This is a genomic window from Paenibacillus sp. FSL P4-0127 (assembly GCF_038007325.1).
Lineage (GTDB): Bacteria > Bacillota > Bacilli > Paenibacillales > Paenibacillaceae > Fontibacillus > Fontibacillus macerans.
Genome location: NZ_JBBOWY010000001.1, coordinates 1,169,956 through 1,191,210 on the forward strand (window position 1 = coordinate 1,169,956; position 21,255 = coordinate 1,191,210).

The following is a 21,255-nucleotide window of genomic DNA, read 5'->3' on the forward strand; positions in this document are numbered from 1 at the left end:
CATCACCGGCGCTATCTGTCAATGAAGTCGGATGGATCACCGAAATTTGCCCGCTTTCAACCGATACTTTTAAATGATACCATAAAAAAAGCAAGGCAAAGCCATAGGGGAGGGATTTTTTTGAAAGCGCTGTTTATCGGGGGAACGGGGACGATCAGTTCGGCGATTACGAGGCAGCTGGCGGAACAGGGCTGCGAGCTTTACCTTTTGAACCGGGGAACCCGGAACGGGGATTTGCCGGCCGGCGTAAAAGTCATTCAAGCGGATATCAATCATGAGGACGAAGTCAGGGGGCTGCTGGCGGACCAAACCTTTGACGTGGTGGCCGATTTCATCGCTTTTGAACCGTCGCAGGCGGAACGGGATTACCGCTTGTTCAACGGGAAGACGAAACAATATATATTTATCAGTTCGGCGTCCGCATACCAGACCCCGCTGTCGGATTACCGCATTACGGAGGGAACGCCGCTATCGAACCCTTATTGGGCTTACTCCAGGAACAAAATCGCCTGCGAGGAGTATTTGATGAAGCAGTACCGGGAGCAGGGCTTTCCGGTGACGATCGTCAGGCCAAGCCATACTTATGGCGAGCGGTCCATTCCGCTGGGGGTGCACGGTAGCAAAGGCTCGTGGCAGGTGGCCAAACGCATGCTGGAGAACAAGCCGGTGATCATTCACGGGGACGGCACGTCGCTGTGGACGCTGACCCACAACAGCGATTTCGCCAAAGGTTTTATCGGGCTGATGGGCAATATCCACGCCATCGGCGAGTCGGTGCACATTACCTCGGACGAAAGCGTCACCTGGAATCAAATTTATGAAATTATCGCCGATGCCCTTGGCGTCAAGCTGCGCGCGGTGCATGTCGCTTCCGAATTTCTGGCGGCCGGCGGTCCTTATGATTTGCGGGGCGGGCTGCTCGGCGACAAGGCCAACACCGTCGTGTTCGACAACGCCAAGCTGAAAAGACTGGTGCCCGGTTTCACAGCCACAACACGGGCCGATCAGGGCATCAAACGGACGGTGGAATACATTTTGGCGCATCCCGAGTATCAGACGGAGGATCCGGAGTTCGACGCCTGGTGCGATAAAGTGATCGGAGCGCTCGAGACGGCCGCGAAAGCAGTAGCCGAATAGTACGTTCAAAACATGAAAGCGCCTGATTTTCAGGCCCCGGGACGCCAGCTTGGCGTCCTTTTTTGACCTTATTTTATAAAATTTCGGATAGGGTAGGGGGCGATGCGCAGGTAGAAAGGGGGGGGGAGAAGAGGAATCTGGGGCTAAGGCACTTGCGTTGCATTAACGCTTACACAAAATCTTTGGTCCGCTTTGCAGGCGGGGACCGGCGTCACGCCGGAATTCTAACGGATGTACCAGCCGCTATTTTGTGAAAAAAGCCCCTTTCTAAATTTTAACGGTTGTGAGCGACGTTATTTGCTCTAATCTGAGCAAAAATAGCCGGGTTTTAGTGAAATAAGCGCCATGGCAACCGTTAGAATTTGAAATCGGCGTTATTGGAGCAAATAGCGGCTGTGGCAACCGTTAGAATAGAAACGCTACTATTCAGTAATGCTCGCCTTCATGCTCCCCTTCAGAAAATAACGGAAAATAATTCCGCTATTTTCTCTACTCGCGAGGAAATTGAAAAATAGAGGAAAAAAGTGTCGCTATATTCGGGCAGAGTGGTGTTATTTGCTGCAAATCCAAGCTTCTGGGAAAAATAGCGACATAAAATTCCTCTATTCCAGAACAGGAACTAGAAATTCTCGAAATAACGCCCTAAATTACCGCTATTTTTCGCCAAGCCCCTGAAGGGAGTCCGCGGAACCAGCAAAGGGTCACGAGAAGAGGCAAGTTACCTTACCGCAATGATCATGGGGCTAAGGGACACCAGCGCCGTTATTTTGAGGAAAAACGGAGGTTTGCAAAACGTAACGGACACAGATGATCTTATTTACCTCAAATCGGCGTGGATGAACGGGTTTAGAGCGAAATAGGGCCGTCTGTGTCCGTTAGGCTGGGAAATACCCGGGAAATGGGTGGATAGGGTCGCTGGTGTCCGTTAGAGCAACGTCCACGGGATGTAGACTACAGTTGGAAAGGGGCGAGGTACCCGACGCTACTGTTCATGAAAGCCTCTTTTGAAGGATAAACGCGCGGCAGTTCATAGTGCATTTGCACAATACATTTCGTCCCTTTATCAATATTTTTTCCGGCGGGGGCCGATTATACTGAAAGCGTGTTCAACAAATGCATGGGAGGAAGACAGATGGAAGGATTAACGATCAGTTGGATTGGCGCTTTGGCGGGGCTCGCTATAGCCATCATTCTGATATTAAGAAAGTTGAATCCGGTTTATGCGTTGTTTTTGGGCGCGATTGTAGGCGCTTTAATTGGCGGAGCCAACCTGGAAGAGACCGTTGGCGTGCTGGTCAGCGGGACGCAAAGCGTGATGGGGACGGTCATCCGGGTGCTTGCGGCCGGCGTGCTGGCCGGGGTGATGATGGAGTCGGGGGCGGCCGAAACGATCGCCCAGGCGATCGTCAGAAAGTTCGGTGGAGGCAAAGCGATTCTGGCGCTGGCGCTGGCGACCATGATCATTACCGCGGTGGGCGTATTTATTCCCGTTGCCGTGTTGATCGTAGCGCCGATCGCTTTGTCGGTCGGGAACAAGATGGGCATTTCCAAGATTTCGCTGCTGCTGGCGTTGTCCGGCGGCGGGAAAGCGGGGAACATCATTTCCCCGAACCCGAATGCGATTGCCGCCGCGCGCGGCTTCAACCTGGACTTAAGCCAAGTCATGCTGGCCGGCCTGATTCCGGCGGTTTGCGGCCTGATCGTCACGGTTATCGTCGCTACGCTGCTGAAAAATAAAGGAGCCAAAGTAGCTGATGCCGAAGCAGTAGATGAGGCGGTGGACATGTCGAAATATCCGCCCCTGGGTAAAGCGATCGTAGCGCCGCTGGTCGCCGTCGTCCTGCTGATGATCAATCCGATCGGCTCGCTGTCGGGCATCGAGGCGCTGGCGAAGTTTAAAGTGGACGCCATGTACATTTTGCCGATTGCCGGGATCATCGGGATGCTGGCCATGGGCCAGGGCAAGAAGATTTTGGAGTACACCGCCTCCGGCTTGAATAAAATGACGGCAACCGTGTTGATCCTGATCGGCTCGTGCGGCATCGCCGGGCTGATCTCCGCTTCGGATCTGTCGACGCAGGTGGTGGCTCTGATTGAAGCTTCGGGCATTTCGGGCACTTTCCTGGCGCCGATTTCCGGTATCCTGATGGCCGCGGCCACCGCATCCACATCGACGGGCGTCATTTTGGCGACCGGTTCGTTCGGACAAGCCATCCTCAATATGGGCACGGCTCCGCTGGCGGCGGCGGTGATGGTCCATACCGGGGCCACCGTGATCGATTCTCTGCCGCAGGGCAACTATTTCCACGTCACGGCGGGAGCGATGAAAATGACGATCAAGCAGCGGATGGGCCTCATTCCTTACGAAGCCATTGTCGGCGGAACGATGGCCATTGCGGCGACATTGATTTACGGATTTTTGTTCTAAAGTCAAATTTTAACACAATACGAGAATAGCGGAAGTTTGCTTTTACAATCATAGACGGGGTGAGAAAATGAAAGCGAAAACATTTGTGCTGGCGCCGGACTCGTTCAAAGAGAGCATGACGGCCAAGGAAGTGTGCGCTGCGATGGAAAAAGGGCTGCGCAAAGTTTACCCGCATGCCGACTATATCCACGTTCCGATGGCGGACGGCGGCGAAGGTACGGTGCAGTCCCTGGTGGACGCTTCCGGAGGGCGGATCTATACGAAGGTGGTAACCGGGCCGCTCGGGGAGCCGGTGACGGCGCGGTACGGCATTCTGGGCGACGGAGAGACCGCCGCGATCGAAATGGCCTCGGCCAGCGGAATTCACCATGTGAGCAAGGAGACGAAAAATCCGCTGATCACAACCACTTACGGCACCGGCGAACTGATCCGCGAATGCCTTGATAAAGGCATCAAGCGGATTATCATCGGCATCGGCGGCAGCGCCACCAATGACGGCGGGGCGGGCATGGCCGAGGCGCTGGGCGCCCGGTTCCTGGATGCGGAAGGCCGGGATCTGCCCCGCGGCGGCGGAGCGCTAAAGCGGCTGGAGCGGATCGATATTTCCGCGCTTGATCCTAGGCTGCGGCAGGTGAATCTGATCGTCGCCTGCGACGTGACGAATCCGCTGTGCGGCGAGCATGGCGCGTCCCATGTGTTTGGACCGCAGAAGGGCGCCACGCCGGAGATGGTGCGGCAGCTCGACGCCGGCCTGGCCCATTACGCGGACATTGCGAAACGGCAGCTCGGCAAGGATGTGCGCGATATTCCCGGCGCCGGGGCGGCCGGCGGGCTGGGAGCGGGGCTGCTGATTTTTACGCAGGCCGTGCTGCGGAAGGGCATCGAAATCGTTATCGAATACACCGGCTTGAAACAGAAGGTGGCGGAGGCGGATGTGGTGTTTACCGGCGAAGGCGGCATCGACTTCCAGACGAAATTCGGCAAAACTCCTTACGGGGTAGCCAAAGCGGCCAAAGAAGCGGGTAAAAAAGTCATCGCCGTCGCTGGTTACATCGGCGAAGGGATCGAAGCGCTGTACGAGGAGGGGATCGACGCGGTGTTTGGCATTGTCCCGGGCGCGGGCGAATTGGAGAAGCTGCTGGCCGAAGGGCCGCAAAACGTGGAGCGCACCTGCGAAAACATCGCCAGAGTGCTGAGGATGAGCGAGTGATCCAGAGTGCTAAGCTGAGCGAGTAGTCCAGAGTGCTAAGGCTGAGCAAGTATCCTGAGTGCTGAAGCTTTGCGAGAGCCGACGTGGGCGGGCGAATGGAGTCCGCCCTTGTACGACATGGAAAGCCGAGGGAGAAAGGTTGCGTCGTATGCGCCCTTTCTTTTTTCCTTGCCCTTTAGCTGTACAGCGACAGCAAGCCGTGAATAAGCTCAAACAATTGCAGCACGTTCCGCGGATCTTTGCCGGTCACGGTTTCGATCCGTTTCAGCCGGTACTGGAGCGTGTTGCGGTGGATATTTAGTTCGGCCGCCGTCAGGGAAACGCTGCAGTTGTTGTTGATGAAGCTGCGCAGCGTCTCCAGCAATTCTGCGGAATCCTCTAGCTTGCCGACGGCATGCAGGTCGTCGGACAGTTTCACTTGGCTCAGCTTCACCAGAAACGGAGCCTGCTCATAATAGACCGTCCGCACCGGCAGCTTTAATGCCAGCAGTACGCCCATAGCTGACTTCGCCTGCCGCTGGCTTTCCGCGATGCTGCTCGCAAACTGGCCAACGGAGATCAATACCTCGGGTTGTTTTTTCAGCAGCTGGCGAATCAGCGGCTCTGTGTCCGCTTCATGCTGCACGAGGATGAGGCAGGCGTCCTCCTCCAGGAGAAAAGAGGGATATGGCCGCAGCAGCCTGGACGTCTCTTCGTCCCATTGGAGATTTTTTAGATAGAGCGCCGCGGTTTTTAACAGCAGGTCCAGCTTGTAGGCGGCGGCTTCCTTTTTCAGCTTCTGGGTGTAAGGCCCTTGCGCGGCAAGCAGCGTTTCCAAAAACGCTTTTTTGCGGGTGGCTTCATGCGCCAGATTTTCCAAGGCGGTTTTCTGCTCGATCAGCAGCGCTACGGTCGTCCTTACGATATTGCAAAAAGGCCGGACCTCGTCCGGATTGCCGCTGATGCCAATGACGCCGACGCGCCGGCCGTCGATGACGATCGGTTCGTTGGTGCCTTTTTTCTCAAAACGTTTGTCCTCCCATACCTCCACCATTCGTCCTGTGGCCAACGCTTTGACGGCGCCTTGGTGGACGGTGCCCACCCTTTCTTTTTTGCCGCTGCCGACGATGATCCCCCGGTCGTTCATAATATTGATGTTATAGGGAATGTCCATCATCATTTTATCTACGATTTCCTGGGCCTGCTTCTCGGAAAGCTGGAACAACTCGGGGTCCTCCTTCGGAAAAAAATCTGCCTACAACCATTCTATCCTTCGGCAAAGAAGTATACATCATTTGTGCATTTGCATGAAATGATAAAAGACGTAAATCCGGTACTAAATCCGGTACTCTAGAAATCGGGTTAGTCCGAAAAGGACGCTAAAAACTCTGTTCGCCCGAAAAAGCGGGTCCTAAATTGCAGCGGTCACAGGAGGTGTAATTTCCTGCAGATTCGTAAAAATTGCCTCGTTTAGAGCAAAATAAGGTCAGTTGTGTCCGTTAAGATAGGGAATAACCAGGAAATACCATTAGCGTTGCATCCACTTCTGCTTAAGATTTCCCGTAAAAGCTACCCGGAGATCTAACGGTTGTAGCGGCTGCTATCTTATGAAAAAGGCCCCTTTCTAAATTGTAACGGTTGTAAGCGTCGTTATTTTCCTGAATCTAATCCAAATAACCGGATTTCAGTGAAATAAGCGCCGTGGCAACCGTTACAATTTGAAATCAACGTTTTTAAGACAAATAGTGCTAATGGCAACCGTTAGAATATTTGTGGCAAGAAAATGTATCTAATGGCAAATTTCGAATATAGGTATGCAGAAGCGTACAGTTTATAATCAAGCGCTTTTCTTTTTGCCTTAATGAGAAAAGTATAGTAGAATACAAAAGTATAGTTAATATATTGAAGCGGGGGACCGATCATGGAAATAGGAATCAGCACGTTTGTGGAAACCACGCCGGACGTTGTTACCGGCGAAGTCATCAGTCATGCGCAGCGGCTGCGCGAGGTCGTGGAGGAGATTATTCTGGCCGACCGGGTGGGGCTTGACGTTTTTGGCGTCGGTGAGCATCATCGGAAGGATTATGCAGCGTCTTCGCCCACCCTTGTATTGGCGGCGGCTGCGCCGCAAACGAAACGGATTCGCCTCACCAGCGCGGTGACCGTATTGTCGTCGGACGATCCGGTCCGGGTGTTTCAGGATTTCGCCACGCTCGACGGCATCCCCAACGGACGTGCGGAGATTATGGCGGGGCGCGGTTCTTTTATCGAGTCCTTTCCGCTGTTCGGATATGATTTGAACGATTACGACGAACTGTTTGATGAGAAGTTGGACCTGCTGCTCAAGCTGCGGGAGTCGGAAAAGGTAACCTGGCAGGGTAAACACCGCCCGGCGATTCAAAACCTGGGCGTCTACCCTCGTCCGGTACAGAATCCGCTCCCCGTATGGATCGGCAGCGGCGGCAATACCGAGTCCGTCGTCCGGGCCGGGGTGCTTGGATTGCCGCTGGTGCTGGCGATCATCGGCGGCCGTCCCGTCCAGTTTGCGCCGCTGGTGAAGCTGTATAAGCGTGCGGCGGCCGAGGCCGGACACGACGTTTCCAAGCTGACGGTGGCTTCGCATTCGCACGGGTTTGTCGGGGATAAGCTGGACGAGGCGGTCGAGAAGTTTTTCCCGCCGACCCAGGCCAGCATGAACATCATCGGCCGGGAGCGGGGCTGGGGCTACTACAGCCGCGCCACCTACGATGCGGCCCGCAGCCTGGAAGGCGCACTGTACGTCGGCGATCCGGAGACGGTCGCGGCCAAAATCATCCACCTGCGCAAAAACGTCGGCATCACCCGGTTTATGCTGCATTGTCCGCTCGGCACGATGCCTCACGAGGACGTCATGAGATCGATCGAGCTGCTCGGCACCGAGGTGGCGCCTCGCGTCCGCGAGGAAATCGCCCGCTGGGAAGCGGAAGGTGAGGAAGTGGAGTAAGTTAAAGCCAAAAAGCGCGAGTAATAGGGGGAGGTGTCCTTGTCCTCTATGCTCGCGCTTTTTTATACACGAAATAGTTCTTCGGAAGCAGGGAAATTGTTGGATAATAGAGAAATAACGGAAAGGAAAAGCTTTTTTTGACCGGTACCCGATTCGGTGAAGGGCCGGGATTTGAAGGTGTTGCGGCTTGCACGTTGATGATCGGGTGCTCTCAAAATTGGTTAAGGACTGGCGGGGCTATGGATAAAGAGGCGATAAAGAAATTAAAGTCCAGATATATCCTCCTATGGACCGGGTCTGTATTATGTGCGATTCTAACAATTTTTCTTCTTGTAATGGGAGAAGTTCTTCTTGGGATGTTACTCGGAGCTCTTATTATTGTTGTGGTGCCGGCTATGATAATGTACAGCAAACTGCTTAAAGGAGACATTCGTCCTTATGTTCCCAGGAAGGGCTTTTGGTATTATCGGTTGTCTCCTCAGAACAAAATAACTTATCTATCAGTAAGCCAGTTGGTTTTCTTCTTGCTCCTCATCGTTTTTTGGCTGTTCGATCTTGGTACGTGGTACGCGACTTTCACCGCCCTGGGCGGTATCGTTTATATACAGTTTGTAATCAAGCGGCGAATTAAGCTGCATACGCCCGTGGATGACGCCAGTCTGTTCGAACTTGAGGAGTTGGGAATCATTGCTTCCGAAGAATCGGTAGTTGGCTTGTACAAAGACTTTACATCTTGGAGTGACGTTCACGAGGGGGCCAAAATCGTCGTGCTCACGCCGGATCATCTGATTTTGATCCGCATGGTCACCCCGGAAGAGGGGGAGCGGTATGAATTGCGTTTGAAAGAGATTGCGGGCCTCTTCATTATGGCCGATGGAAGATACGGTCAAGGCATGATCTTAACATTTAGAATGGCAAACGAAACAAGCATTCGCTTAACTCTCTTGGGGGAAAGCGCCCAGGACTCCCCGGAGCAGTTCATTTATGCCCTGCTGAATTCCTTGGACCGGGTCAATATGGAAGCGGGAACTAAGGCCAAGGAGGTTGTCCTTGTGAAGGCTAATCGACCCGCTCCCGCCCACACCAGCTTTTCGAACGGAGCGCCGCGGCCGGTAATCCGTCATCTGGATTTGCCCGATTTCGAGCCCTCGATCAAGGAACCGGGACTATCTCCTGAAGCCAAAGAGATATCGGACTATCAAGATAAGGGAAAAGGCCGACAGCTTGATTTTTAAATGATGGCTTCGGTCTTCAATGCATTACTTCCTGGTTAGGGGCTTATTTTGTTGAATAGAGAAGCGTTGGGCGATTCTGAACCGGGGTTCTCGGAATGATGAATTCCGAATCCCCTTAATCTTCTCAGCTCTCCGCCCGGAACGTCTTCCCCAGCCGCTCCCCCAAGCCGAAATAGTGGCGGAAATTGTAGATGAGCGGGCTCCATTTGCTCGGGTCGATGCGGTTTTCGTCCAGGAGGATGCTGCGGTGGGCGTGAACCCTCACTGCCCGGGTTTCGACGATGGCGAAATCTGGAGAATGTTCCGGGACGCGCAGGGACAACACCTCGGCTTCGATCTGCAAGGGACATTCGCGAATGCGCGCGGGTTTTACTTGATGCGATACCGCCGGCGTTAAGCCGCTGGCCGCAAACTTGTCTTTTTCGAAGTTAAAGCCCATATCCAGCTTGGCTTCCGGCACCGGATTCTTGCCGGTTGTCGGGGCCAAGCGCTCCACGTTCTCCCACATGGACGGGCTGGGAAGATTGATGACACATTCGCGGTGCCTGTCCAAATTTTCCGCCGCTTTTCCGTTCAGCCCGATGCCCAGCACGATGATATCCCCGAGCGCCCACGAGGAAGAGATCGGACTGATATTGACGGTGCCGTCCTCGTTTAACGTATTCAGCAAAATCACCGGGGTTCCGTAATATAAAATTTTAGGCCGGATTACCTTGGTTTCAGCCGGCCCTGCTTCCGTATTGTCCGTGTAATGCTTCATCTTAGCTCCTCCTTTAGTAAACTTTCTTCGAACTGCTTTCCCAATTGTATAATAAGGACATTTCCACTATGATCGAAGTATGGATTGCATAGCAAAATAAAGCCGTCATACGAAAATCCACGACAAGGAGGAAGCAACTTATATGGCAATCGTAAACACCAATGTGGCGCTTATCGCCTCGATGGTCAGCGACGCCTCCCGTTCGGCCATACTTAACGCCCTGATGGACGGAAGATTCCACGCGGCCGGGGAGTTGGCCCGGATGGCGGGCATCCAGCCGCAAACGGCAAGTTTTCATTTGGCCAAAATGGTTGATGCCGGGTTGATTGCCGTCGAAAAACAGGGCAGGCACCGGTATTACGGCATCCGGAATCCGGAGGTCGCGCAGGTGATGGAATCGCTATTGTCCATCGCGCCGCCGGTGAAGATCAAATCGCTTAGGCAATCGGCGGAAGAACAAACGCTGCGCAAGGCCCGCACCTGTTATGATCATTTGGCCGGAAACCTGGGGGTGAGCTTAACCCAAAGCCTGGTCCGGGAGGGGATATTGCTGGAAGGCGAGAACGGATTTGAAGTAACGAAAAATGGGGAAGCTTTTTTTGAAAATTTTCAAATCGATCTGAACCGGGTAAAAAGAAAACGCCGCTCATTTTCCCACAAATGCCTGGATTGGAGCGAACGGCGTCATCATTTGGCCGGAGCGCTGGGCCACGCCCTGCTGGACAGGCTGCTGGAGCTGAATTGGGTGCAGCGTCTGCCGAATACGAGAGCGGTCAAAATTACGCCGCAAGGCAAAGCCGGGTTGAAAGAAACTTTCGCGCTGGAGGTAGAGGATTAACAGCCTCCGCCTGCTTAGTTCCTATATTCGCCCCTGCAGAAATAATTTGATTTTTTCCAGCGTTGCGGCCGTTTCGATATTTTGCAGCAAAAAATCGCTTTCCCGCTTGTAAATCACCTGGTCGGAGTAATTCCGCAAATACTCTTCGAGCACCTCGGGAGGAGTTCCTTCCCGCTCCAGGCGAAGCCGGATATCTTCCTTGGTGACATACAGAAAAATCCGGATAGCGTCATCGCCGTATAACTTCCGGAATGTCCGGACGCCTTCGTGGTTTACGACGACGATTGCGGCCTGGCGCTGCTGCAGCGCCTGCTCCAGCTCAAGCTTTGCGATGCCGTAGCCGCCCCGTTCGAGGCGAACGGCCTCGCACAGCTCGTCCTTGTCCTGAAGCGCCCGGAATTCCGCGTCGGAGATGAAATGATAATGCTCTCCGTCCCGTTCGCCCGGTCGAGGCGCGCGTGTCGTATAAGGAAGCACATAAGGAATACCCAGTTCGGAGCTCAATCGCATGGCAATTTCTTTGCGTCCCGAGCCGCTTGTTCCCGTGATGACAATGACCTGTTGCTTCGCGGCACCGCCAAACTCGCCAGCTTCGTTAGCCTCACCGGCCTTGCTAGCCTCGCCGGCCTTAGAGGTTTCGGCGGTTATGCCCGTTGCTTCAGGCTTGCCGATTGATTCGGGGGGAACGGGAGACGTTTTTGACGATTTCAGCCATTTCCACATCGCTCTCCGTGCGCGCGGCGAGGACCGGACTTTCGCCCTGCGGCGCACGGATTCACCTCCTTGCGGCAAAATTTTCTCTATATCATATATTTCGGCAGATTTTGGTAAATTCGTTACGTTTGCAGGTGAAATTGTAGTGCTGGCATGCGATTCGGTCATCGACGCGCTCAAGGAAGACAGACCTCGTTTAGCGATAGTTTTTCCCGTGATTATGAAATTGCTCAGCTCCGCTGAGGAAGCGGGGGAAGGGTGGCGAAATGCAAAAGTGCAGGCGGTTTTCGCCAAATTTCCCCGAAACAGGTGGTTCAGATGCAAAAGTGCAGTTCACTTCCGGTCATAAGCTACTTTTTTTATCGGATAGCCTAAAAAGAGATGCACTTTTGCATTTCAATCGCTCTAAAATGGTGATTTGCGGGAAATAGAATGCACTTTTGCAGTTGATCCCATCGGGTCGCCCTTCTTCCCGTGAAAAACAGGCAAACCCGGCTGCAGGCCTTGACCCAATTTGGCTTGGTGTTGGCCCAATTAAATAATCTAAAAAAGACCCGCGGAGGAGGCTTGAAAAACACTTCCACGGGTCTTTTGCGTCTCAGGATTCGCCTGCCCGGCGCCGCCTCTCTAAAACACCCGGCGCGCGGTTACGAACCGTTTTCTCCATTGGCCGTCAAACTCCCCGATATGTACGCCCTTCTCATTGGAATAGGTGTGAAGGATTTTATTGTTCCCGGCGTAAATGCCGACATGGCCGATGTCCAGCCCGCGTGAGCTGAAAAAGAGTAAATCGCCCTTGCGCAGTTCGTTTTCGCCGACCTCTTTGCCTTCTTTGGCTTGGTCATAAGAGACGCGCGGCAACTCAATCGACAGCACGCTCTCAAATACGTGCTTGACAAAAGAAGAGCAATCGAACGTATTCGTTTGATCCGGCGAAGCTCCGAATTCGTAAGGCGTTCCCTCGAAGGTTTTGCCGTAAGCGATCAGCTTGTCCGCTTGTTTTTCCGCTAACGCGTCGCTGGTGTAATCGGTGTATTTCGGCTTGGCGGACACATATCCGCTAAGTGCGTCCGGAGTGCGCGCTTCCAGCCAGAAGGCGCCGACCTCACGGGCTACGTGAATCTTGCTGCCGGCGGGCAGCAGTTTAACGGCGTTGCCTTCCGCGTCAGGCTTGCTGCGAAGGTAAACACTCTGCTTAATCGTCGTATCGTAATCGAAAGCCGAAGCGATCCGCACTGTCCGTCCGGCTCCGTCCCATTCCACCTCGCTGCCCAGCGCTTCGCTCACGAAGCGGAGCGGAACCAGCGTGTGACCGTCCGCGATTTGTCCGGGAACCGCGAGCGCCAGCGTGTGACCGTTCAGCTGCGCTTCCCGCTCGCCGATCCGGTAAACAAGGGTCGTGCCGTCTTTGGCCGCCGTTACTGTTTTGTTCTCCCCATCCCATGCCGGCTTTGCGCCTAAAGGTTCAAATACGTCGCGGATGGGGACGAGCACGGTTCCGTTGACCAAGACCGGCGGGACTTCAGGCACAAGCGGCTTCCCGTCCAGTTCTATGGCAATGCGGCTGTCCGCACCGGCTTGCCCCTGCTGGGCCGTACCGGCGGCGGCAGCCTCCGCCGAGGCGGACAATACCAAGGAGGCCGCCAGCATACACGTTATCGTGCGTTTTCGTTTCGTCATAAGATCACCTATTTCTGGATAGTCTTATATATTTAAACGGTGCCGGTGCGGATTAGTTTTATAGTAAATATTACCTATATGGTGGTGCGATCCTTTCCAATCCGTTCATGTACTTGCGCAGCGCCTGCGGAATCCGGATGCATCCGTCTTCTTCCTGGTGGTTTTCCAGCAGCGGGATCAGAATGCGGGGCGAGGCCACCGCCGTGTTGTTCAATGTGTAGCAGTACTGCAGTTTGCCGCTGTGATCCTTGAACCGGATGTTCGACCGGCGGGCCTGAAAATCGAGAAGCTGCGACGACGAATGGGTTTCCCCGTACGCCGCCCGGCTCGGCATCCACGTTTCGATATCGTATTGTTTGTACGTTTTTTGCGACATGTCGCCGCTGCAGACGGCCATTACCCGGTAAGGGAGTTCCAGCAGTTGCAAGAGCTCCTCGGCGTTTTCTGTAATTTCCTGAAAAAGCTGTTCCGACACCCCCGGATCGTTTTGGCAGAGGATGACTTGCTCCACCTTCGCAAACTGGCGGACCCGGTACAAGCCGTGCACGTCTTTGCCGGCCGAGCCCACCTCATTCCGGAAGCACGGTGACGCCGCGGCCAGCTTGAGCGGGCGGGCGACATCAACGATTTCATCCTCGAAATACGAGACAAGCGGCACTTCCGACGTACCGACTAGATAGCGGTCTTCATCGGCGATCCGGTAGGTCTGATCCTGGCCAAGCGGGAAAAAACCGGTGTTTAGCATCGCCGCGGGCCGAACCATTAACGGGACCTCGAACAGTGCAAACCCTTTGGCAACCAGCAGGTCGACGGCCAACTGCTGCACCGCCCGGTGGAGCAAAACGCCAATGCCGGTGAGGTAGTAATTGCGGCTTCCGGCCGTTTTGACGCCGCGGGGAATGTCGATGAGACGGTGCAGCTCGCCGAGCGCCACGTGGTCCCGCGGTTCAAAGCCAAACGCCGGGGGCTCGCCGGCTCGCCTTACTTCCACATTGTCCCGGTCCGACCGGCCTATGGGCGTGTCCGGCGAAATCCGGTTAGGCACGAGCAGCATGAGGTCCCGATATTCCCGCTCCGCTTCCTGGAGTTCATGCTCCAGACCGGTGAGCCGGCGGTTCAGCGTTTTGACCTCCCCTTTGCACGATTCGGCCTCCTCCACCGCACGCTCACGAATAAACCCTTGAATACGCTGGGTCAATCGGTTCCGTTCCTGCCGCAAACGCTCGACCTCCAGCAGCAGCGCCCTGCGCTGATCATCCCGGCGGAGCAGCTCGGGGATCGCAAGATCAATCCCCTTTTGCTCCGCGATTAATTGAACCTGTTCCTGATGCTCCCGAATCCACTTGATGTCTAACATGGCTATCCGCTCCTTTGGTTATAAAAATACAAAAAGCGCTCTCGTCCGATTGGGACGAGGAGCGCTTGTATTCTCGCGGTGCCACCCAAATTGACCGAACGGTGTGATGCCGTTCAATCCACTTGCTTCCGCGGTAACGGGCGGATCCGGTTAACTTAGGGAGAAGGAGCCGTCTTTTGCCGGCTTCCCCTTGACGAAAACGCCTCCGAGTTGGATGCTCTTCATAGGCATGATTCCGATATATTTTTCACAGTATAGCGTAGATGACGTTATTTATTCAAGGGGGAGGAGGGGATTTAATGAAAAAAAATATGCCAACCGGATTCGCTCCTTTTGGCGCCGAGGACTTCATGGCGGGTTCGGTCTAGGCAGGTCGTTTCGGTTTAGGAGGTCGTTTCAGTCTAGGCAGATCGTTTCGATCCAGGCGGGTCGTCGGGTACAAACACCTCTCCTGGTTTTGACTATCCCCGCCGTTGCTTTAATCCGGCTTGCCATTATTTAAGCCGCTCCGGCGTGATCTCACTTAGCGTTTCTTCAGGCGGCTTTTCGGACTCTCCCCGAGCTTGCCGTTCTTTCCCCGGCGAATCCGTTCGTTTATCGCCTTGCTCCCGGTGCCTCCGCCGACAGCGTGCTGCTGCCGAGTGCCTGCGCTTCCGATCGCCGAGTTGGTGCCGCCCGTGCTGTAAGCTCCAGCTCCGCTCGCGACCTGCGTGGCCGCTGAGGTTCTCTGCCCCCGTGGCAGCTTCGCAATCTGATCATTGATGACGATCACCACTTCTTTGCCGTGGCGGCCTTTTCTCCCTTTCGCGTGCTTTCCGAATGAGGCATAACCGGGATGAAACCAGCTCACCGGCTCTCCCTTCAGCTCTTTGTTCTTCGCTTTTCCTCCGGCACCCACGCTTTGCTGCTGCCGCGTATGCGGTGAATTGATCGCCGCATTGCTGCCGGCGGCGCTGCTGCGCCCCGCACCGCTAGCGATTTGCGTCGTGTTTGGCGCGTTCGTAAACTGGCGGTTTACCACGAATACAATCCGGTGCACGCCCAGCAGAGGAGTTTGGGCAATCAACCGCTGCTTGCCTTTTTCCAGGATGATCGTCAGTTTACTGTCTTGATGAGACAATTGAACATCTCCTTTTAAACTAACCTATGGCCCGAGCCGTGAATCGGTAAGGGGCAATTGCCCCTTAGGCTAATAGGGCATGAGAGAGAAACTGTCCTTACAGGCAGCGAAACTGCCCGCGGTTAACCGCACGGGATGGGGCGGAAGGAAGCAGCGCAAGAAGCAGCGCAAGAAAAAGCGGAAGGTAGAAGCGTAAGAAGCAGAGCAAGGAAGCAATGGAAGGAAGCGGCCAAAAGATGCAGTGGAAGGGAGGCCGTTAGTGGAAAGGACATTAGGAGAAATAACGGCAAAAATGGGACTTGGGGCTAAAAAACGGTGATGACAGCCGGTTACTGGAAAGACCGATCGTCGGCTGGCTTTAGACCTTTAAATAGCGGCACTTTATGCACTAGCGTTGCATAAAACCTAACGCGAATAATCAAATATTAGTTAAATATGGGTAATTATGATCATTTTTCATGGAAAAAGCATAAAAAATCTCCTATTGTAAAGAGGTAGGTACGTTGTCCATAACTCTCTACAAAAGGAGACCATCCATGGATAACGTTAAAGCTAAAACGGTCATTCGTCAACTGATTTCCTTACTGCCCATCGATGTGCATCAACGTTTACTCTTCGACCATTACACCAAGAAACTTACCACGATGAAAGCGATCATGCTCTTCATCAATGCTCAGTTGAAACAATGGTCATCTTACGGTGAAATGGAAATTGCACTTCGTGCTGAGCCGAAACTTCAGCAGCTTCTACAGTTGGAGAGTATCAGCGGCTCGCAATTATCCCGAAAACTCGATCAGATCCCAACGGAGCTGTTGGAGTGGATGTTTCAGCATCTGGCATCACAAACACAGCAACGTGCTTGCCACCAGGGCCAGAGCGGGAAATTGCACATCATTGATTCTTCCAGCATTCGACTGCCGCTTCAACTTGGAAGTTGGGCCAAGATGTCAAATAAGAGTAGCGGCGTCAAGATGCATCTGCGCCTCGTTGTTACAGCTCCCGACAAGCTATTTCCTGATGCCATGATCCCCAGTTCGCTCAATGTAGGGGATCGTGCGGGGGCCGTTGAACTGGTCGTCCCCTCGGATGCGATTTATGTGATGGATCGCGGTTATGATGATTATGCCCGGATGGATCAATGGGTCCAGGACAACATCCAGTTTGTGATCCGTATGCGAGATCGCGCGCTTGCCACCGTCATTGAGGAGTATCCTGTTCCGGAAGGCTCGAACATCACGCGGGACGCCAAGGTTTGCGTGGGCAGTTCCTTCCGATCCATGGAACATTCCGTTCGTTTGGTGGAGTTTTATGACGAGCAGGAACGGACTTATCGTATTTTTACATCGGTATGGGATAAGACCGCTGAAGAAATCGCGCAGATCTACAAAAATCGCTGGCTCATCGAGTTGTATTTTAAATGGCTGAAGCAACATTTGCGATTGAAGAAGCTGCACAGTCATAAACCACAGGCTATTTGGAACCAATTATTCTTGGCTTTAATTACTGCCTTGCTCGTGGAGCACATCCGGCACAGCACCCAAACGGCAAAAACAAACTGGCAAGTGCTCCGGATTCTCCGCGAGTATTTGTACCGTTCATGGCGATCCTTTCGAACCGAACTGGATCGGAAACCCAGTCGAAGTAGTCCGGGGAGACGTCCGGGGTCAGGTCCCAAAGCGTTATCGGTGCGCACAATGGTTGGGATAATTAAGCCAAGCAAGTTCAAGGAATAATATCCATTATATACATTTAATGGGACATCGCGACCTACGCATTAGGTAACCTTGACTTTTTGGTCTTAAGCTTAAAAAATGACTGTAAAAAAATCCATTTATAGTTTCAATAATCCAAATGTGGGTTTTGCTGAAAATTGATGTTAGTGTTCTTGCAACGCTAGTGCACTTTATGCACTTATTATCCGAAACCTAGCACGTTTATCCCCATTAGAGGCATTTTATGTACTTATTTTCCTGTAAACGCTCCAGAACGGGGCCGTTTCCTTGTGACCGGGGAAAATAGCAACATAAAATGCCGCTATTTCCCTCGGAGGGACGGATATCTCCAGAATAACGACATTTTATGCCCTTATGACTTCTTCGAGACGGGCAGCGCTTTTCCAACTAGCTCTAATTTGCTTAACTTGCTCCACTCACTCCATACGATCAAATAGTTCTACTCGCTCCACCTACCCAACTAACTTGACTCGCTCAACTAGTTAAACTCTCTCACCAGGTCAACTAGTTAAACTCGCTCCCCTTGCCCAACGTACCCAACTTGTCCCACTACCTCCGCTAGCTCACTCCTGCCACTCCTGCCACTCCAGCTACTTCTGCTACTCCCGCTACTTCTGCCACTACCTCACACTACCTCCCCTACCTCCGCAACTCCACAAACTCCACCAGCTCTATTTACTCAATCCGCTTAATCAGCTCCACCTGCTCAACTGGTATAATTCGTGACCGCCTTCACACTGCCGCTGCGTTTCTCATGGTTCAGCAGCCAGCTTTTGCGCGACAGGCCGCCGCCGTAGCCGCCCAACTCGCCATTCGAGTTGATGACGCGGTGGCAGGGAATGACGATGGCGAGCTGATTGGCTCCGTTGGCCTGGGCCACGGCGCGGTAACCCGCCGGATTCCCCACGGCAGCGGCCAGCTCGGCGTACGAGCGGGTTTCCCCGGGCGGGATTTGCTGCAGCTGCGCCCACACCTGCCGCTGAAAAGGCGACCCCAGCAAAAACAACGGGGTCTTGAATTCGCTTAACCCGCCGTCAAAATAAAGCGCCAGCTCTTTCTCAATCGAGCGGATCGGCGCGGTGACGCCGGGGATGACCGCCGCCTTGGTCCGCTGGCGAAGCCGCTCCACCTCGCGTTCCAGCCCGCGGCGGTCCACGAACTCCAGCAGATACAAGGCCGCTTCGTCGGCGATGGCGATCATCGGCCCCAGCGGCGTATCGAGCCAGGCCGCCCGTAAAATCCGGCCCTCATCCAGCCGGGTCGGCGGCGCGCCCATAATCCGGGAAAACGCGTCGCGGAACCCGCTGCTCGATTCGTAGCCTGTGGAAAGCTGGGCATCGATCACGGGCTGGCCGGAGCGAATATGCTTCATCGCCAGGCCCATGCGGCGGGCCCGGGCATATTCGACGAAGGTCATGCCGAAGCGCTTCTTGAATTGGCGGCGAGCCGTCGACGCATCGACGGAAAGCTGCCGGAAATCCTCGTCCCTCCAACGCTTCTCGGGATGCTGCTCCACCGCTGCCACCAGCCGCCGGACGAGATCGGACGCCTCGCCTGGGGGAGACAGCGGACGGCAGCGCTGGCATGGCCGAAAAGAAGCGAGCAGCGCTTCTTTGGCGGTCTCGAAAAATTCGCAATTCTCCAGCTTCGGTTTCCGCGCCGGGCAAGTGGGCCGGCAGAAGACGCCGGTCGTTTTCACGCCGACGTAGAATAAACCTTCGTATTCTGTGTTTTTCTCCAACAAAGCTTTATAAAATTCCTCTTTGCGTTCCGTGGGGATCATGCGCGGCCTCCCTGAAATTGGATTGTGTCCGTACTTACCGTCTTGATGTTGCCTGTTATAGATGCTTTCTGTATAGATGCTTACTGTTCAAAATGTCCTGTCCTATCCCAATACGTCATATCGCATAAATTATACCGCTCACCGGCCCGCGCCGCCGCCGAAAATCGGGCAGCGATTTTTTTCGCTCCGGCCTGTCCCGCAGGCGGTCAACACTTCCATTGTGGGCGGGTATGTTTTGTTATATGATATCATGGTGAACCAGGAATTCATGATCTAATGATTTTAAATATAGGGTGTGAGGGAAATGATGTATCCTAGAGACTTGAACTATAAAATGCCGGCCGAATGGGCGCCGCATGAGCGCACGTTTATTTCCTGGCCGGTGCAGGCGTCGATGTGTTATCCCGGGCAGCACGACGCGGTCTGCCGGGGTTATGCCGAATTCATCGCGGCGATCGCCGAATTCGAACCGGTGACGGTAGTCGTCAATCCGGACGATTTGCAGAGGGTGCAGGAAATCTTCAGCGGCGGCAATCACCGCCACCCGATCGAATGCCTGCCGATCGCGCACAATGACGCATGGCTTCGCGACAACGGCCCGACCTTTCTCGTGAATGGCGAAGGCGAGTTGGCCGGGGTCAACTGGCGGTTTAACGCCTGGGGCGGCAAATATGCGCCATGGGATTTGGATGACGCGGTCGCGCCGCAAATTCTCGAAGCGCTGGGCGTGAAGCGGTTTGACGCGCCGCTCGTGCTGGAAGGCGGCTCCATCCATACGGACGGCGAAGGCACGCTGCTGACGACGGAGGAGTGCCTGCTGAACGCGAACCGGAACCCGCAGATGAGCCGGGAAGAGATCGAAACGGCGGTGAAAAATTTCGCCAACGTCGATCGAATCATTTGGCTGAAGCGGGGCTTAAGCGGCGACGAGACGGATGGCCATGTCGACAACGTGGCTTGCTTTGCCGCGCCGGGCAAGGTAATTTTGCAGGTATGCACGGACCCGGAAGATGAAAATTATGAGATCACCCAGGAAAACCTGGCGATCCTGAACGCCGCGGTGGATGCTAAGGGACGCAAGCCGGAGATCATCCAAATTCCGCAGCCGCCGCGCACCATGTATGAAGACAGCCGCTTGACGCTGAGCTATCTGAATTTTTATTTCGTCAACGGCGGCATCATTTTGCCAGTGTTTGGCGGCGCCGCGGCGGAAACCGACCGGCAGGCGGAGCGAATCTTAAGCGAGGCCTTTCCGGACCGCAAAATCAGCACGGTGGACGGCATGGCGATCATCCGCGAGGGCGGCAATGTGCACTGCACGACCCAGCAAATGCCGGCGGGACGGGTACGCGTCTAAAATCAATAATAAAGGAGGACCCCTGATGAGAAATGTAAAGGTGGCGGCCACGCAAATGAGCTGCTCCACAAATAAAGAAGAAAACATCGCTAAGGCGGATAAGCTGGTCCGGGAAGCCGCCCGGCAGGGAGCGCAGATTATTTTGCTGCAGGAGCTGTTCGAGACGCCTTATTTTTGCCAAAAAGAAAAATCGGACTATTACGTCCATGCAACAGAACTGGAGGAGAACGCGGCGATCCGGCATTTTCGCCAGGTGGCCAAGGAGCTGAAAGTGGTGCTTCCGATCAGCTTCTACGAAAAAAAGAACAACGCCCGCTACAACTCGCTGGCCGTGATCGACGCCGACGGCGAGGTGCTCGGACGCTACCGGAAAAGCCATATCCCGGACGGGCCGGGATATGAGGAGAAGTTTTATTTTAACCCGGGCGATACCGGCTTTAAAGTGTGGAAGACGCGTTATGCCAAAATCGGCGTCGGCGTGTGCTGGGATCAATGGTACCCGGAAGCCGCCCGCTGCATGGCGCTGATGGGGGCCGAGCTATTGTTCTACCCGACTGCGATCGGCTCCGAGCCGCAGGACGGCTCGATCGATTCCAAGGATCACTGGCAGATGTGCATGCTCGGGCATGCCGCCGCGAACCTGGTGCCGGTCGTCGCTTCCAACCGCGTTGGCGTGGAAACGGATGAGGATTCCAGCATCACGTTTTACGGCTCGTCCTTTATCGCCGGACCTCAGGGCAACAAAATCGCCGAAGCGAACCGCACCGAGGAGACCGTGCTGGTGGCGGAGTTCGACCTTGATCAGTTGGAGACCCAGCGCATCGAGTGGGGAATTTTCCGCGACCGCCGGCCGGATTTGTACAAAATCATCACTTCCTATGACGGCGAGCTGCGTATTGACTAAGCACGTAATTTCATAGAAAATCAAGCCCCCAATTTCG

General features: G+C 54.3%; 16 protein-coding genes. 9 read left to right on the top strand and 7 right to left on the bottom strand.

What is annotated here, in order from left to right:
• Positions 1–120: 120 nt before the first annotated feature.
• The 3 genes from NYE74_RS05235 to NYE74_RS05245 all read left to right on the top strand — a co-directional run bounded on the left by NYE74_RS05235 (position 121) and on the right by NYE74_RS05245 (position 4,775).
• Positions 121–1,137, top strand: coding sequence for an SDR family oxidoreductase (locus NYE74_RS05235; RefSeq protein ID WP_124332358.1), 1,017 nt, complete (start codon positions 121–123; stop codon positions 1,135–1,137).
• Between the two features lie 1,132 nt (positions 1,138–2,269).
• Positions 2,270–3,565 carry a GntP family permease gene (locus tag NYE74_RS05240; RefSeq protein ID WP_316560336.1) on the top strand — a complete coding sequence of 432 codons (1,296 nt, stop codon included), beginning with the start codon at positions 2,270–2,272 and terminating at the stop codon, positions 3,563–3,565.
• Positions 3,566–3,632: 67 nt separating this feature from the next.
• Positions 3,633–4,775 carry a glycerate kinase family protein gene (locus tag NYE74_RS05245; RefSeq protein ID WP_316560335.1) on the top strand — a complete coding sequence of 381 codons (1,143 nt, stop codon included), beginning with the start codon at positions 3,633–3,635 and terminating at the stop codon, positions 4,773–4,775.
• Positions 4,776–4,950: 175 nt separating this feature from the next.
• On the opposite strand, the gene NYE74_RS05250 is transcribed toward NYE74_RS05245, so the two are convergent.
• Positions 4,951–5,979, bottom strand: coding sequence for a CdaR family transcriptional regulator (locus NYE74_RS05250; protein WP_036618831.1), 1,029 nt, complete (start codon positions 5,977–5,979; stop codon positions 4,951–4,953).
• A gap of 696 nt (positions 5,980–6,675) precedes the next feature.
• Here NYE74_RS05250 and NYE74_RS05255 point away from each other — a divergent pair.
• Together NYE74_RS05255 and NYE74_RS05260 are read left to right on the top strand one after the other, a co-directional pair.
• Positions 6,676–7,737 carry an LLM class flavin-dependent oxidoreductase gene (locus NYE74_RS05255; RefSeq protein ID WP_341004607.1) on the top strand — a complete coding sequence of 354 codons (1,062 nt, stop codon included), beginning with the start codon at positions 6,676–6,678 and terminating at the stop codon, positions 7,735–7,737.
• 239 nt (positions 7,738–7,976) lie between these two features.
• Positions 7,977–8,972, top strand: a complete 996-nt coding sequence (locus NYE74_RS05260) for a hypothetical protein (RefSeq protein ID WP_124332360.1) — start codon at positions 7,977–7,979, stop codon at positions 8,970–8,972.
• Between the two features lie 124 nt (positions 8,973–9,096).
• On the opposite strand, the gene NYE74_RS05265 is transcribed toward NYE74_RS05260, so the two are convergent.
• The gene (locus NYE74_RS05265; protein ID WP_036618838.1) at positions 9,097–9,732 is read right to left on the bottom strand and encodes a flavin reductase family protein; all 636 of its coding nucleotides are present in this window, start codon (positions 9,730–9,732) and stop codon (positions 9,097–9,099) included.
• A 142-nt stretch (positions 9,733–9,874) separates the two neighbouring features.
• Here NYE74_RS05265 and NYE74_RS05270 point away from each other — a divergent pair, with 142 nt between their 5' ends.
• Complete coding sequence (locus tag NYE74_RS05270) at positions 9,875–10,570, top strand: ArsR/SmtB family transcription factor (protein ID WP_124332361.1); 696 nt, start codon at positions 9,875–9,877, stop codon at positions 10,568–10,570.
• 21 nt (positions 10,571–10,591) lie between these two features.
• Here NYE74_RS05270 and NYE74_RS05275 read toward each other — a convergent pair whose 3' ends face one another.
• The 4 genes from NYE74_RS05275 to NYE74_RS05290 form a co-directional block, all read right to left on the bottom strand.
• A complete protein-coding gene (locus tag NYE74_RS05275; RefSeq protein ID WP_227872802.1) occupies positions 10,592–11,341 on the bottom strand; it encodes a guanylate kinase in 750 nt (249 codons plus the stop codon).
• A 570-nt stretch (positions 11,342–11,911) separates the two neighbouring features.
• Positions 11,912–12,964: a C40 family peptidase gene (locus NYE74_RS05280; protein ID WP_036618844.1), complete on the bottom strand. Its 1,053-nt coding sequence runs from the start codon at positions 12,962–12,964 to the stop codon at positions 11,912–11,914.
• 70 nt (positions 12,965–13,034) lie between these two features.
• Positions 13,035–14,321, bottom strand: coding sequence for a serine--tRNA ligase (gene serS / locus NYE74_RS05285; protein WP_036618847.1), 1,287 nt, complete (start codon positions 14,319–14,321; stop codon positions 13,035–13,037).
• A gap of 523 nt (positions 14,322–14,844) precedes the next feature.
• Positions 14,845–15,414 carry a hypothetical protein gene (locus NYE74_RS05290; RefSeq protein ID WP_306436801.1) on the bottom strand — a complete coding sequence of 190 codons (570 nt, stop codon included), beginning with the start codon at positions 15,412–15,414 and terminating at the stop codon, positions 14,845–14,847.
• A 563-nt stretch (positions 15,415–15,977) separates the two neighbouring features.
• Here NYE74_RS05290 and NYE74_RS05295 point away from each other — a divergent pair.
• A complete protein-coding gene (locus NYE74_RS05295) occupies positions 15,978–17,174 on the top strand; it encodes an IS4 family transposase (RefSeq protein WP_115311341.1) in 1,197 nt (398 codons plus the stop codon).
• Positions 17,175–17,880: 706 nt separating this feature from the next.
• Here the strand turns inward: NYE74_RS05295 and NYE74_RS05300 are convergent.
• Positions 17,881–18,957 carry a bifunctional transcriptional activator/DNA repair enzyme AdaA gene (locus NYE74_RS05300; protein ID WP_036618853.1) on the bottom strand — a complete coding sequence of 359 codons (1,077 nt, stop codon included), beginning with the start codon at positions 18,955–18,957 and terminating at the stop codon, positions 17,881–17,883.
• Between the two features lie 307 nt (positions 18,958–19,264).
• Here NYE74_RS05300 and NYE74_RS05305 point away from each other — a divergent pair, with 307 nt between their 5' ends.
• A complete protein-coding gene (locus tag NYE74_RS05305) occupies positions 19,265–20,314 on the top strand; it encodes an agmatine deiminase family protein (RefSeq protein WP_036627327.1) in 1,050 nt (349 codons plus the stop codon).
• Positions 20,315–20,339: 25 nt separating this feature from the next.
• Positions 20,340–21,218: an N-carbamoylputrescine amidase gene (aguB, locus tag NYE74_RS05310; protein WP_036618857.1), complete on the top strand. Its 879-nt coding sequence runs from the start codon at positions 20,340–20,342 to the stop codon at positions 21,216–21,218.
• Positions 21,219–21,255: the final 37 nt, after the last annotated feature.

Excerpts from the sequence above, each read along its gene's own strand:
- aguB (WP_036618857.1), top strand. The coding sequence starts at position 20,340 with ATGAGAAATGTAAAGGTGGCGGCCACGCAAATGAGCTGCTCCACAAAT.
- NYE74_RS05270 (WP_124332361.1), top strand. The coding sequence starts at position 9,875 with ATGGCAATCGTAAACACCAATGTGGCGCTTATCGCCTCGATGGTCAGC.
- NYE74_RS05255 (WP_341004607.1), top strand. The coding sequence starts at position 6,676 with ATGGAAATAGGAATCAGCACGTTTGTGGAAACCACGCCGGACGTTGTT.
- serS (WP_036618847.1), bottom strand. The coding sequence starts at position 14,321 with ATGTTAGACATCAAGTGGATTCGGGAGCATCAGGAACAGGTTCAATTA.
- NYE74_RS05300 (WP_036618853.1), bottom strand. The coding sequence starts at position 18,957 with ATGATCCCCACGGAACGCAAAGAGGAATTTTATAAAGCTTTGTTGGAG.
- NYE74_RS05280 (WP_036618844.1), bottom strand. The coding sequence starts at position 12,964 with ATGACGAAACGAAAACGCACGATAACGTGTATGCTGGCGGCCTCCTTG.
- NYE74_RS05240 (WP_316560336.1), top strand. The coding sequence starts at position 2,270 with ATGGAAGGATTAACGATCAGTTGGATTGGCGCTTTGGCGGGGCTCGCT.
- NYE74_RS05245 (WP_316560335.1), top strand. The coding sequence starts at position 3,633 with ATGAAAGCGAAAACATTTGTGCTGGCGCCGGACTCGTTCAAAGAGAGC.
- NYE74_RS05260 (WP_124332360.1), top strand. The coding sequence starts at position 7,977 with ATGGATAAAGAGGCGATAAAGAAATTAAAGTCCAGATATATCCTCCTA.
- NYE74_RS05305 (WP_036627327.1), top strand. The coding sequence starts at position 19,265 with ATGTATCCTAGAGACTTGAACTATAAAATGCCGGCCGAATGGGCGCCG.
- NYE74_RS05265 (WP_036618838.1), bottom strand. The coding sequence starts at position 9,732 with ATGAAGCATTACACGGACAATACGGAAGCAGGGCCGGCTGAAACCAAG.
- NYE74_RS05295 (WP_115311341.1), top strand. The coding sequence starts at position 15,978 with ATGGATAACGTTAAAGCTAAAACGGTCATTCGTCAACTGATTTCCTTA.